The following is a 14,441-nucleotide window of genomic DNA, read 5'->3' as shown; positions in this document are numbered from 1 at the left end:
TAAAATAATAAAAAGCCAATCGCAAGATTGGCTTTTTCGTTTTTAATCGACTCCATGATTGATCAACGTCTAGCTTCGACGATGTTTTCTAGCCAATAAAAAGCTATCCAGTTTACGCGCTGAGCGTGACATGGCGCGCTGGCTTACCTTAAGCCAACGTTTAGCTGGCGGGTAATCAAAACTGAGTAGCACCAGGCCAATAACAATAGTCAAAATGGAACCAGGCAAGATAAAGAATGTGACTAGTCCAAATAGCACTAATGTGGCACCAAGAACCATTCTAATCACTCTTTTCATTAATCTCGTTGCCTTTTTAAACCTATCTATTTGCTTACTATATGCCAAAGTAAACTCATTAGGTAAGTAACAGATGTTACAAATGTTTAATGAACGGGCATATAACAGATAGCATTTGCATATAGCGACAATAGCGAGGTTTGGTTTGTTTCGGTATACTGCGCTCACTCTAGAATTGTATTTGTGAATTCATGCTTCCTGTTGTTGATCCCCAAGCCAGTTTGGAACAATCCTATCTGGATTTTTTAGCCGCGCTATCTCACGCTGGATTTTCTGGCGAGATAGAAACGTCTTATTCCAGCCGTCTCGCCGTGTCTACCGATAACTCTGTTTACCAAGCACTGCCTCAAGCCGTGATATTTCCTAAAACCATTGATGAACTTAGTCTGATTGGCCGAATTGCCAGTCAGCCAGAGTTTATTGATGTGCGTTTTAGTGCCAGAGGCGGCGGTACCGGTACGAATGGTCAGTCATTGACTCAAGGTTTAGTGGTGGATGTGTCGCGGCATATGAACCAAATAATTGACTTTAATGCCGAGCAAGGTTGGGTCAAAGTGCAAGCCGGGGTAGTAAAAGACCAATTAAATGATTTTTTACGCCCCTATGGCTATTTCTTCTCGCCGGATTTGTCCACCAGTAACCGCGCTACTATTGGCGGAATGATCAGTACTGATGCATCAGGGCAGGGATCTTTAGTTTACGGTAAAACCAGCGATCATGTGCTGGGATTAACCTCGGTATTGATTAACGGTGATATTTTACACACAACACCACTAAGTGCCGAATTAGCTGAGCAACAAGCTCAAAGCGACACGGTGAAAGGAAAAATTTACCAACAAATCATCGCTACATGTGTGGGTAAACGCGACCAAATTCTTGCTAAGTTTCCACGCATGAACCGTTTTTTGACCGGCTATGATCTGGAACATGCAATCAGTGACGATTTATCTCAGGTCGATCTCAGTCGAATCATTACCGGTTCGGAAGGGTCACTGGTATTTGTGGCTGAAGCCACACTGAATGTGACTCCTATCGCCAAACATAAGGCGTTGGTTAATATCAAATATGATTCATTTGAATCAGCCTTGCGGCATGCTCCCCAAATGGTCGCTGCACAAGCAACCTCGGTGGAAACACTCGATAGCAAAGTACTTAATCTGGCCCGTGAAGATATTATCTGGTACAGCGTTAAAGATATGATTAGCGATGTGCCGGGTAAGGATATGCAAGGCCTGAATATGGTCGAGTATAATAGTGAATCGGAAAGCGATTTCGATGACAAGTTGGCAAAACTGGAATCGGCACTACAAGCGGATATTGAACAGCAAAGAAATGGTGTAATCGGTTATCAAATTACTCGTGATCCCAGCCAGATTAGCAATATCTATGCGATGCGTAAAAAATCGGTAGGGTTACTAGGTAAAGCCAAAGGGGCGCAAAAACCGATCCCGTTTGCTGAAGATACCGGTGTTCCTCCGGAAAATCTGGCTGATTTTATATTGGAATTTAGAGCACTATTGGATGCCCATGGTCTGCAATACGGCATGTTTGGGCATGTGGATGCAGGTGTGCTGCATGTTCGTCCGGCATTGGATTTGTGTGATCCGGCGCAAGAACGATTAATGAAAGAAATATCCGATCAGGTTGTCTCGCTGGTAGCCAAATACGGTGGCCTGATGTGGGGAGAACACGGTAAAGGTTATCGCTCTGAATATGCTCCGGCATTTTTTGGTGAAGAACTGTTTACTGAATTACGAAAGATCAAAGCCGTATTCGATCCCCACAATAAAATGAATCCGGGAAAAATTTGTACTCCCTATCAAAGTTCCGAATCGCTGGTTAAAGTCGATGACGTTAAACGGGGCCAGTATGATCGACAGATCCCGGTAGCCATTCGCGAATCTTTCGCCCCGGCGATGAATTGTAACGGTAATGGACTGTGTTTTAACTACGACACGCAATCGCCAATGTGTCCATCCAGCAAGATTACCCGAGATCGTCGCCATAGCCCCAAAGGTCGGGCTGGAATGATGCGTGAATGGCTGCGCTTATTGGCTAAGCAGAATGTTGACATTAATCAGTTAGAACGCACTCCTGCGAAGGTAAACTGGTTTACTAAATGGCGCAATAGCCGTGATCATCAGCAGGCGGATTTTTCTCATGAAGTACTTGAAGTCATGGAAGGCTGTCTGGCCTGTAAAGCCTGTACCAGTCAGTGTCCTATAAACGTGGATGTGCCCACATTTAGAGCGCGGTTTTTATCGATTTATTATCAACGTTATCGCCGTCCAATGAAGGATATGCTGGTTGGTAATATCGAAAAAATGGCGCCCCTAATGGCTAAATTGCCCAACCTGGTAAATTTCTTTTTACAACAAAAATGGCTTAACAAACTGATTGAACAGTCTATTGGCTACGTGGATACACCGCTATTATCTACTCCAACGTTGCAACAACGTATTCAACATCGCTATGCCTTTGATCTAGATGAATTGGAAGGCATGAGCGCTGAGCAGCGAGCAAAAGTGGTATTATTGGTGCAGGATCCCTTTACCAGTTATTACGAAGCCGATGTCGTTGATGACTACTTGCAGTTTATCCAGAAGTTGGGGTATCAAGCTGTTTTGGTTCCCTTTGTGCCTAATGGTAAACCACAGCATGTTAAAGGATTTTTGCAGGAATTTGCTGCTACGGCTAACAATGCGGCGGAATTTTTAAATCGACTGGCGCGCTTAGGCTGTCCAATGATTGGTGTCGATCCCTCTTTGGTATTGTGTTACCGCGACGAATATCTAAAAGCCTTGGGTAACAAGCGCGGGCAGTTTGAAGTGCTATTGGTACACGAATGGCTAGCCACACTGGAAACCTTGCCCAGCTTACAATCCAGCACCGAGTTTTATTTGTTTTCCCATTGTACTGAGAAAACCGCCTTGCCGGTCAGTGCCAGCCAATGGCAGCAAATCTATACTCGTTTGGGATTATCGTTACAACTTGTTGAAACCGGCTGTTGTGGCATGGCCGGTACCTATGGGCATGAAAAATCCAATCTGGATAACTCGATCGGTATTTACAATTTGAGCTGGCAACAGCAAGTTACCGCATTACAGCCAGAGCAAATACTGGCAACAGGTTATTCATGTCGTAGTCAAGTCAAACGCTTGGAAGGGTTTAAACCGCAACATCCGGTTCAGGTGTTACTGGGACTGGTTAAATAGGCTAAAAAAGCGGGGGCCATTTTGCTCCCCCATTTAGTGTGTATATTGAAAATCGGAACATTGGCATTGTTTTATCGGGCAGACCATTCTTTGTCGGGGAATACCTGCATCCATAAACACACTGCCAACTGGTTTGAATCCCTGCTGTTGAAAGTAATTTATTCCGGCTAACTCACACTGCACAATGACCGCATTGAGTTGCTGTTTTTTGGCTAGCCTCAGTAAAGCCTTGAACAGCTTTTGATAGACTTCCGGATGACGACAGTGCCGATCCACTGCGACTCTACCTAATTCACCCTCGGGCGTGATACGGCCTGTGGCTATAGGATTTTCCTGCTCATCAAAAATTAAAACATGTAATGAAAGAGGATCCTGTTGATCAAATTCAATATCACGAGGGATCCGCCATTCACATACAAACACTTTTTCTCTCAGTTGTGTCAGCTTGTCTTTAGCATTATTCCAATCGACGTTTTTAACTCGAAACGGCATAAATGCTCTCCTTTGTACCTTCGAATTATTCAGGGAACCAATACCCTGCATTAATAAGAATAGTTAACAGTTGTACAAAGTCTAACCATTGTGCCGATTTAGTTATATTTTGAGCTTTAAAAGGCGTTTGTTCGAATAATTGAATAAACAGGGGCTGACAATGATAAGGAGCTGTAAATCCTTGTCCATCGAGATAAAACCTGAATTCTGTGGTTTGAGTAGCCTGATAAACCGGCTTTAGTCCACCGATTGGGAAAAAGGCATGTCCCTGTTGGAGTAATTCGAATATACGTTGCTGATGATATGGCGTTGCTATTTCATCCTGCTCATCAATATTGTCGGATCGGCTTAGGTGAGATAGTAAAAAGTCGTCAAAGTCAGGACTGTTAATACTCTCTATCATCAAGGTTTTAAATGCGTGTATTTCCTGGTGCTGAATCAGCGCAGCAGATGGACGTGATGTAATCGCAGGATCTGAATATCGTTGATTAAAGCGATTGGTTTGTAAGGCGTAATCAGCTAGTGATGAAAGTAAATCTTGCTGGGATGGCGCTCTAAAGCCAATGGAATAATTCAGACACTCCTCTATCGCTACGCCATTGTGGGGAAAGCCAGGCGGAATATAGATTAAGTCCCCCGGATAAAGGATTTCGTCGATGATGGGGTCAAACATTTCAATCTGTCGCAGGTGTGGATGAGGATAAATTGACTGATGCTTGCCCGGTAAGCCCACTTGCCACCGGCGGCTGCCTTTGCCTTGTACAATAAATACATCGTATTGATCCAAATGTGGACCGACTCCCGCACCTTTGGCAGAAAAGCTAACCATTAAGTCATCAGTACGCCAGTAGGGCAAAAAATTAAATGCATTCATTAACGGTTGGGTATCGGGAATATGTCGATCGACTCCTTGTACTAGTAATGACCATTTATCGACACACACCGAATCAAACTCACTGAAAGGGCCATGGGTGATATTCCAACCGGCAACAGACTGGCTGATGATACGCGAATCAATACCTTCTTCGCTGGCCAATCCAGCTAAATCATGTTCGTCAATAGGATCGACAAAATCGGTAAAGGCTTGGCGGATAACACAGGGCTTTTTTTGCCAGTAAGTCGCTAAAAATTGCTCTGGAGAAAGACGTGCGAGCTGATAGTTATTCATTTTAGCGGTCCTGTTCGGAAGCAAAAACTTGAGTAAATGCTTGTTTTAATAATTCAATTTTATTTAGTTCTCTAGGCTCTTTTTTAAACACCATAGAGAGATTAAAGGTGTAACTCATCGAATCAGGACGGATGATTCTGATTTGTTGCCGGGCGATTTCCTGTTGGATGTAACTTTGTGGCAGATAACCAATATAGCGTCCGGATAATATCATGATTTTTCGGGTGTCGAACTGGTAAGCTTTAGCGCTTAAGGTTAATTTTTTTAATTGTTCCCGACCTTGCGCATCAATATCGATGCCGGGATGAATGGCCTGCGCCTCGGCAAGAGTACGATCATCAATTTGGCTGTCATCTAATGCAAATATAGGGTGTAAATTAGAGCAACACAAAAATATTGGTTCACACAACAACGGCTGATAACTGAGTCCCTGAATTTGCTGATAGTCGGGAAATAACCCAATATGGGCTTTATCATGTAATAACGACTTCTCTATATTATGAATCGTATCACCATCTAGCACGAGGTGAAGATTCGGCGAGCGATCATGGATAAATTGAATAATCTTCGCTAACTGCTTTTGTTTATTTAAGTCGAGTTGATCGGAACATAAAATAACTAATTCGCCACTTAATTCAGCGCCTAATGAATTGACCAGTAACGAAAAGTCAGTTAACGATTCGAAAAGTCTGATGGTGCCATGATAAACCGATTGACCGGCCTCAGTGAGAGTAAAGCCGCCTCTGCCGCGTCGACACAGAACCAGGTTCATACGCTTTTCAAGGTTAGACATATGTACACTAATAGTCGAGCGGGTGATCCCAAGCTCGGATTCTGCTGCTGAAAAACCACCATTTTCAACGACGGTACGAAATATCCGTAGTAAGCGTAAATCGTACTCTGTAACCGGTTTTGGTATAACGGTTGCTTTTTTCAAATGTTTTACCAACATTAAACTTAAGGTTGAATGTTTTGTATTTAACCCCAGTCATTTTTAAGATTCAATAGACATCAGTCCGAATAAGGAGAACAAAATGCAGATTGAACAGCTACAAGATAAATCCTTGGTAAAGCAGTCATCTTATATTGATGGTCAATGGCAACAGGGCAATGGTGCCATTGATATTATCAATCCGGCTAATGATGATTGTATTGCACAGGTGGCCAATGCCGGTATTGAACAAGCTGAACAGGCAATAGCTGCGGCTAAACAGGCTTTTCCGGCCTGGGCCAAAAAGTCTGCTGGGGAACGAGCTCAATTAATGCGTAAGTGGTTTGACTTGATGATGTCACACCAACAGGATTTAGGTCGTATTTTAACTTTGGAGCAAGGTAAACCCTTAGCCGAAGCTAAAGGTGAGATTGCTTATGGGGCGTCATTTATAGAATGGTTTGCCGAAGAAGGTAAACGTATATATGGGGATGTTATTCCGTCACCGGCTGCGGACAAAAGGATTATGGTGTTAAAACAGCCCATCGGCGTGGTAGCTGCGATTACCCCTTGGAATTTTCCCAACGCGATGATTGCCCGCAAAGCTGCTGCGGCTTTGGCAGCAGGTTGTACTTTTGTCGTGCGTCCAGCCACACAAACTCCGTTATCCGCTTTAGCCATGGCTGAATTGGCCGATCGCGCGGGTATTCCGGCCGGCGTATTCAACGTAGTGGTGGGGGATGATGCTAAAGGGATCGGTAAGGTATTAACCCAACATCCTGATGTGGCTAAATTCACTTTTACCGGCTCGACTCAAACCGGAAAGGCCCTGATCGAACAATGTGCTACCACGGTGAAAAAAGTCTCTATGGAGCTAGGTGGGAATGCACCTTTTATTGTATTTGACGATGCCGATATCGATGCAGCAGTGCAAGGCGCAATTGCCTCGAAATACCGTAATGCCGGACAAACCTGTGTGTGTACCAACCGTATTTTTGTCCAGCAGAGCGTGGTAGAGGAGTTTACCGCTAAATATGTTGAGCAGGTTGGCAAACTTAAAGTCGGTAACGGTCTTGATGAAGGGGTAGATATTGGTCCATTGATTACGCAAGAAGCGTTATCTGGTGTGACTAAACTGGTTGAAGATTCGGTCGCTCAAGGGGCTAAAGTGGTACTGGGTGGACGTACACTTGATATGGGCAAAAACTTTTATGCGCCAACGGTCATGACCGGAGTCAAAAACACCATGCCTATTGCTGAATCAGAAATTTTTGGCCCGGTTTCACCGATCATTAGCTTTACTGATGAAAATGAAGTGATCGCGATGGCGAATGATACGGACGTCGGTTTGGCTGCGTATTTTTATTCTCGTGATATTGGTCGAATTTGGCGTGTGGCAGAAGGTCTGGAATACGGCATGGTGGGGATTAATGAAGGTTTGATTTCCAACGCTGCGGCGCCTTTTGGTGGGGTCAAACAGTCAGGTAATGGGCGGGAAGGCTCTAAGTATGGATTAGATGATTATTTGGAAATTAAATATTTATGTTTAGGTGGGTTGGATAAATAACCTCAGTTATTGATCAGTAGTTAAATGAGTTGTCGCTTGTAGCAACTAGCGGCATTTTTATTCCCGGCAGGGGTTAAGCAGGAATTAAGATGACAACCAATAAGAGTTTGCAAGATCGTAAGTTACAAGTTATCGCCAGAGGCCAGGGCAATATTTATCCTGCCTATGTCGAAAAAGCCCACAATGCTGAAATATGGGATGTTGAAGGGCAGCGCTATATTGATTTTGCCACGGGTATTGCAGTGTGTAACACCGGCCATAGCCACCCTAAGGTCGTTGAGGCGATTAAACAGCAAGTAGACAAGTTTAGTCATAGTTGCATGATGGTTAACCCTTATGAAGTGGCAATAGAATTGGCCGAAAAATTGGTTGTCGCGGCACCGGGCGAGTCGGAGAAAAAAGCGATTTTTGTTTCTACCGGTGCCGAAGCAGTAGAAAACTGCATCAAGATAGCCCGTGCCCATACCGGCAGAAGGGGAATTGTCGCTTTTAATGGCGGCTTTCATGGCCGCACTAATATGACCATGGCCTTAACCGGTAAAGTCACGCCGTATAAAAACTTATTCGGTCCGTTTCCGGCGGATATTTTTCATGTGCCATTTCCGATGGAACTTCATAATGTTTCCGTTAAAGATTCTCTTAATGCATTAGAAAACCTGTTTAAGGTAGATATCGCTGCGAGCGATGTGGCTGCGATTATCATCGAGCCAGTGCAGGGCGAGGGAGGCTTTTATCCAGCGCCAGTGGAATTGTTACAAGCGCTTCGAGAACTATGTGATAAACATGGCATTGTGTTGATTGCCGATGAAATTCAAACTGGCTTTGGGCGTACCGGCAAAATGTTTTGCTTTGAACATGCCAATGTGGAGCCCGATTTGATCACCATGGCTAAAGGGATTGCCGGGGGATTTCCATTAGCGGCCGTGGTGGGCAAGAGTCATATTATGGACGCTCCGCTTCCCGGGGGATTAGGGGGAACTTATGGTGGTTCACCGGTAGGTTGTGCGGCTGCCTTAGCCGTTTTAGATGTCATTGACGAGCAGAAACTAGTTAGTCGAGCACAACAAATTGGTGCTCGATTTACTGCCCGTCTGCGTGAATTGCAAGACAAGTTTCCAGCCATCATTGGTGAAGTGCGTACCAAGGGGGCAATGATTGCAATTGAACTGATCGTCGATAGTGATGCAAATCAACCAAACAATGGGTTAACCCAAGCTATTATAGCGAACGCCAAAGAGGCGGGTCTGGTATTACTGGCCTGCGGATTTTATGCTAATGTCATTCGTTTTTTACCGGCGTTGACCATCTCAGATGAGATAATTGATGAGGGATTGGATAAGTTTGAGCAATTGTTTAGTCAACAGGTTAATGCATAATAAATTAACGCTTCCAGAGGCAATTCCTCGATGATACGTCGATTGATCCATATCGATCACCAGCTGGACGAAAGTCTGCAAAGCCAAATTCGGCGTAAGTTGGTTGAAGGTATTTTAGTGGGCTCCTTTATGCCGGGGAGCCGTTTACCCTCTTCTCGTAAACTGGCGGAGCAGATTGGGGTTGCGCGTAATACTGTAGTACTGGTCTATCAAACCTTAATAGACGAAGGCTACATTGTCAGTAAAGAACGCAGTGGTATTTATGTTAGTGATGATATCCATAAAGGCTGGGTCAATGCTGATGTGGATACACATAATATACAGTCAAAAGACAACTTCCACCGTTTTAAAGGCCAACTCAAAACCACTAGTGAAACCTCATGTCCATCTAATTGGCAACGCTTTGCCTATCCATTTATTGACGGTAAATATGATGCTTCGCTTTATCCGGTTAGAGAGTGGCGTGATGCGAATAATAAAGCCAATACCACCAGAGAAATATACCAATGGTCTGAATTACAGGGGGTTGAAGACGATCCCATGTTACTCGATCAAATTCGAAGTAAAATATTGCCCAGACGTGGTATTCAGGCCAGTAGTGCCGAAATCTTGATTACGGTCGGTACCCAGCAAGCTTTAAATCTGGTGAGCCAGTTATTTGTTGATCACAGCGTTACCGCCGCCGTAGAAGATCCCGGCTTTCCGGAAATGCGCGAATTACTGGTAAAATATGGTGCTAAGCTGGTTTATCAGCCTATTGATGATAACGGTATGGTGGTAAACCCGCAGTTGGATAACTGCGATATTGTCTATACCACCCCCAGTCATCAAACGCCTACCAGTATTACCATGTCGATGACACGCCGTTATGAATTACTCAAAAAAGCCCAGCAACAAGATTTCTTGATCATTGAAGACGATTTTGAGTTTGAAAGTAACTTTTTAGGTCAGCCTCATCCGGCATTGCGCAGTTTAGATAAAGATAACCGGGTTATTTATATATCTTGCCTGTCTAAGGTATTGGCGTCAGGGGTACAAATTGGGTTTATTGTGGCTGATAGCGGTGTGATCAGCGAACTGAAAAAGTTACGTAAGATGGCCATGCGTAATCCACCATTGAATAATCAGCGCGCGGTGGCCTATTTTTTATCCTTAGGCTATTACGATGCCTTTATGATGCATCTCCACAAAGTGTTTTTTGAACGTTGGTTAACGTTACGGGAAGCCCTTAACATTTATCTTCCAAACTGTATTGATACTGGACCTATTCAGGGAGGGACTGCCTACTGGGTAACTGGGCCAGCCCAGTTAGACGGAGAATACCTGCGAGTAAAAGCAGCTGAGCTCGGTATATTAATCGAGCCGGTTAAGCGATATTTTGCCAGTTCCGAGCACCCTGAAAACTGCTTCCGTATGGGAGTCACCAGTATTCCTAATGACAAGATCCGAGAAGGGGTGAGTAAACTAGCCGATTTGATCCATTTGCTCACCGCTGATTATGAAGAAAAGTTGGATAATGCCAGAGGTAAGTTGCTGGATAACCGGGGATTGGCTGAATTGTTGCCAGGAGCACGTTTGGAGTGCCAAATGGTATATGGCGTGCCTTGTATTATCGAGTTGTTAGCTGATGGCTGCATGCGAGGCAGAACTCTTGGGGTGGGTAGCGAAGTGGATGTAGGGCGGTGGTGGATTGAAAATGGATTGTATTACCGCCAATGGAAACTATGGGGTTATGGTGAAATTAAAGGCTTCTTTGTCATTATGGATGGTGATCAAATGAAATGGTTTGATCAAAACTACTGTTTCGTGCGGCAATTGGAACTCAAAGGATATTTGACGGAATAGCAGATTAACCTTAACTGGACCAAAAATAGTTTTATAACTGGCACTATCTAATTTCCTTCCCCCCTCATACAGTAAACTAACAAATTTAAACCGAGTCATCATTTATGATGCTGTTAGGTATTCTCTATGAGTTATTTTTCTATCGCAGGTCTGCAACTAGCGCTTCCTTCGGGAAACAACTTGGCTACGATCGGAGCAGAAATTGAAAAGAATAAACGCCGTTTCCCATGGTTGGATATGGTGGTGCTAAGTGAACTGTGTAGCTACGGTGCTGATAAACAATATGCCGAATCTTTTCCCGGTCAAACCGAAGCGTTTTATTGTCAGTTAGCTAAAAAACTAAATCTGTGGCTGATCCCCGGTTCTCATTTTGAAATTGTTGGTGAGCAGACTTTTAATACGGCATCGGTGATTAATAATCATGGTGAAGTGGTTACGCGATACCGAAAAATATACCCATTCTACCCTTATGAAAGCGGTGTTAGTTGTGGTGATAAATTTGTGGTGTTTGATGTGCCGCAAGGCCGGATAGGTGTAGCGATTTGTTATGACTTATGGTTCCCCGAAGTAGCTCGCAATTTAACGTGTATGGGGGCGGAAGTGCTGATTTATCCGACTTTAACTGGCACTATTGATCGCACAGTTGAAGTTGCGATGGCGCAATCTACCGCCGCGACGAATCAATGTTATGTGTTTGCAATCAATGCTGCTGCTTCTCAAGGTCATGGTCAGTCAGTGGTTGTGGGGCCGGATGGCAATATTATTCATCTTGCTGGCAGTGGTGCAGAAACCATTCCTATTGAAATTGACTTTAATCAAATCCGTCGGCAACGGGAGCGGGGGTTACATGGATTAGGTCAACCACTTAAAAGTTTTCGCGATAATCAAATTACATTTTCGGCTTATCAACCAGGCGAGCCAACTAGCTTAGATCAACTCGGAAGTTTAGTCATACCGGATCAAAACAAAACTTAATTGGAGGGACGCTTTTAATCTGGACCAATAAGTTGATGGGAACTGGTACTAGGTTGCATAGCGTGACTGATCTACTCTCAAAACAGGCGAAAAATACAACAAAATAATCGGAGCCAACAATGAATACTGCAAGTTTTAAAAAATCCACGTTAGCCACTGCTGTTAGTACCGCTCTTATTTTTTCGGTTCCTACACTCAGTGTCGCGGCCGATGATACGGCAGAGTCTGAAAGCAAAGTAGTGGAACGCATTGAAGTAACCGCCAATCGTCGGGTACAGAGCGTTCAGGAAGTACCCTATAATATTTCCGCGGTGTCCGGTGACAAACTTGAAAGTGGTAATATTGTTGATGCATCCGAAATGATGCGTAATGTCGCCGGTATTACGGTGGTGGATCGTGGTTATCGTAATTCAGGCGCGGTGAATGGGGTCATTATTCGTGGTGTTAATGTCGATGGCGGTGCCAACGGTGATGTTGCGTTGTCGGCGGTGCCCACCGTGGCGTCCTATATTAATGAAACCCCGCTGTTTGCCAATTTCATCCTTAAAGATGTGCAAATGGTTGAAGTCCTCCGTGGTCCGCAGGGCACGCTATACGGCTCCGGTTCATTAGCCGGGACGGTTAAATACCGGATGAAACAGCCGGAAACCGATAGTTTTTATGGTAGCGCTTCGATGGCTTATAGCCAGACTAAGGGGTCTGAAGGTAATAATCTGAATATAGACGCGATGCTTAATATCCCACTAACCGATAAGTTAGCCTTTCGGGCTAATGTGGGCAAAATTGATAATGATGGCATCGTGGATTATGCCAATGTGTACAAACTTGATAGTAATAATTATGCACCGGCAGCTAACAATGGTGATTTAGCCGCAGGAGGCGTTTCGTTCCGTCGGGTGGAAGATGCGGATACCGTTGATATTCGTTATGGACGTGCTTCATTAAAATATGAAGCCACGGACAATCTACGAATTTTATTATCTCACCAACAACAAAAAGATGAGATCGGTGGTCGTCGTCAAGTTACTCGCGGCAACCATTGGACGACTGGAACGGCGCAGCCTTATGGTGAATATGAAAACGGTGCGGTACAGCTAGAACCCTCTGATCGTGAGGTTAAATTAACCTCGTTGGAAGTCGAATGGGATTTAGGTTTTGCCACATTAACGTCCAGTTCGTCTGATTATCGTCACGCGGGCAGTTCAACCAGTGACAATACCGGGTTTTACGCCCAACAAAATTGGTTTTCTGATTTGTATTATGGAACGCCTCGCCCAATGGCTACTGCATACCGTGGCTATGAAGAAGAAGCTTTTGTGCAAGAGTTACGTTTAGTCTCCAATCAAACTCAACACAATATCGATTGGGTGGTGGGATTGTATTATATGAATCAGGATAGCCAAGCCAATCAAGATAGCTATATGCAGGGGTATCAGGAGTGGGCTGGAGTAGCCTTTAGTTGGTGGGATACGATGGGCAGCTATGGTATGGCCTATACCGACAACGATTTCCACTATGTACGGGATGAAAACTTTAAAGATAAAGCCGTATTTGGCGAGTTGACCTACCATATCTCAGATAAATTCAGGGCCACAGTAGGATTGCGTAGCTTCAGTAATGATTTCGTTAACAATACGGTATTGCAATTACCTATCTGGCCTTATCTTAGTGCCGAGCCTCAATTCAATAGTGATGAAAGCAAGACATTGTTCAAGCTTAATTTGTCTTATGATGTTTCTCGCGACACCATGGCGTATGCCACTGTTGCCGAAGGTTATCGTCGCGGCGGTGCCAATGCGGTGCCGCTGGAGGGAGATTTGGCTGAACGTCCTGAATGGCAGCAATATAAGTCAGACAGCGCAGTAAATTATGAAATCGGTTTGAAAGGGTATTTGGCTGATAGGGCGCATACCTATACGTTATCGGCATTTAGAATTGACTGGGATGATCCACAACTTAATACAGCATCCTATTGGGGCTTCTTTACGGTTGCTAATGGTGAATCAGCCAGAACACAGGGGGTCGAACTAGAATTACAGGGATATTTAAGCGACGATATTCACTATGTTCTCGGTTACGCCTATGTGGATGCCGCGTTAACCAATGACTTTTATGCGCCAGCCAGCACATTTTCAGCCGATACATATCGGTTACAAGCTGAGGATGGAACGACGTTACCCAGCTCGCCCAAAAATACAATTAGTTTGTCTGTTGACTATACCCGGTCATTGGATAATGGCTGGTACTGGGTATCGCAAATCAATGGTTATTATCAGTCTGATTCACTTAATTACCTTGGAGATAGTCCCACTTTGCAAGCTAATATCAGTGGTTTCTCGCTATGGAACGCCAGTACCCGAATTAGTGCTGATGAATGGGATGTGACCCTGTACGTGAAAAACCTGTTTAATGATGACGGAGTAACTGGCTTGATCCCCGAAGGCTATATGGGGACTAATCCGGATCAAAACTTTTTAGGTAATTCCTCGAAAGATTATATCAGTCTGCCAAGGACTGTTGGGGTGGCAGTTAACTATCGTTTCTAATACGATTGTCCATCTTTCTCATTCATATC

General features: G+C 44.2%; 10 protein-coding genes. 6 read left to right on the top strand and 4 right to left on the bottom strand.

The features are described 5' to 3' along the window. Positions 1 to 69: 69 nt before the first annotated feature. Positions 70 to 297: a PGPGW domain-containing protein gene (locus ACTD55_RS04250; protein WP_438863066.1), complete on the bottom strand. Its 228-nt coding sequence runs from the start codon at positions 295 to 297 to the stop codon at positions 70 to 72. Positions 298 to 488: 191 nt separating this feature from the next. On the opposite strand from ACTD55_RS04250, the gene ydiJ reads away from it, so the two are divergent. Continuing rightward, positions 489 to 3,512, top strand: a complete 3,024-nt coding sequence (gene ydiJ, locus ACTD55_RS04245; RefSeq protein ID WP_438863065.1) for a D-2-hydroxyglutarate dehydrogenase YdiJ — start codon at positions 489 to 491, stop codon at positions 3,510 to 3,512. A gap of 33 nt (positions 3,513 to 3,545) precedes the next feature. Here the strand turns inward: ydiJ and ACTD55_RS04240 are convergent, their stop codons facing one another. The 3 genes from ACTD55_RS04240 to ACTD55_RS04230 are packed head-to-tail and all read right to left on the bottom strand — an operon-like array spanning position 3,546 to position 6,109. After that, positions 3,546 to 4,004, bottom strand: coding sequence for a GNAT family N-acetyltransferase (locus ACTD55_RS04240; protein ID WP_438863064.1), 459 nt, complete (start codon positions 4,002 to 4,004; stop codon positions 3,546 to 3,548). Between the two features lie 25 nt (positions 4,005 to 4,029). After that, on the bottom strand, positions 4,030 to 5,172 hold the full coding sequence (locus ACTD55_RS04235; RefSeq protein WP_438863063.1) for a cupin domain-containing protein: 1,143 nt from the start codon (positions 5,170 to 5,172) through the stop codon (positions 4,030 to 4,032). A 1-nt stretch (position 5,173) separates the two neighbouring features. Further along, entirely contained in the window at positions 5,174 to 6,109 is a 936-nt protein-coding gene (locus ACTD55_RS04230) for a LysR family transcriptional regulator (RefSeq protein WP_438863062.1), read from the bottom strand. 103 nt (positions 6,110 to 6,212) lie between these two features. Here ACTD55_RS04230 and ACTD55_RS04225 point away from each other — a divergent pair, with 103 nt between their 5' ends. The 5 genes from ACTD55_RS04225 to ACTD55_RS04205 all read left to right on the top strand — a co-directional run bounded on the left by ACTD55_RS04225 (position 6,213) and on the right by ACTD55_RS04205 (position 14,412). Beyond that, entirely contained in the window at positions 6,213 to 7,670 is a 1,458-nt protein-coding gene (locus ACTD55_RS04225) for an NAD-dependent succinate-semialdehyde dehydrogenase (protein ID WP_438863223.1), read from the top strand. 89 nt (positions 7,671 to 7,759) lie between these two features. Continuing rightward, positions 7,760 to 9,046: a 4-aminobutyrate--2-oxoglutarate transaminase gene (gene gabT, locus ACTD55_RS04220; protein ID WP_438863061.1), complete on the top strand. Its 1,287-nt coding sequence runs from the start codon at positions 7,760 to 7,762 to the stop codon at positions 9,044 to 9,046. Positions 9,047 to 9,076: 30 nt separating this feature from the next. Further along, positions 9,077 to 10,891: a PLP-dependent aminotransferase family protein gene (locus tag ACTD55_RS04215; protein WP_438863060.1), complete on the top strand. Its 1,815-nt coding sequence runs from the start codon at positions 9,077 to 9,079 to the stop codon at positions 10,889 to 10,891. A gap of 126 nt (positions 10,892 to 11,017) precedes the next feature. After that, positions 11,018 to 11,866 carry a carbon-nitrogen hydrolase family protein gene (locus ACTD55_RS04210; RefSeq protein ID WP_438863059.1) on the top strand — a complete coding sequence of 283 codons (849 nt, stop codon included), beginning with the start codon at positions 11,018 to 11,020 and terminating at the stop codon, positions 11,864 to 11,866. A gap of 119 nt (positions 11,867 to 11,985) precedes the next feature. Next, positions 11,986 to 14,412 carry a TonB-dependent receptor gene (locus ACTD55_RS04205; RefSeq protein WP_438863058.1) on the top strand — a complete coding sequence of 809 codons (2,427 nt, stop codon included), beginning with the start codon at positions 11,986 to 11,988 and terminating at the stop codon, positions 14,410 to 14,412. Positions 14,413 to 14,441 lie beyond the last annotated feature (29 nt).

This window comes from Neptunicella sp. (genome assembly GCF_048268085.1).
Taxonomy (GTDB): Bacteria; Pseudomonadota; Gammaproteobacteria; order Enterobacterales; family Alteromonadaceae; genus Neptunicella.
This window is presented reverse-complemented; position numbering and strand designations above follow the sequence as displayed.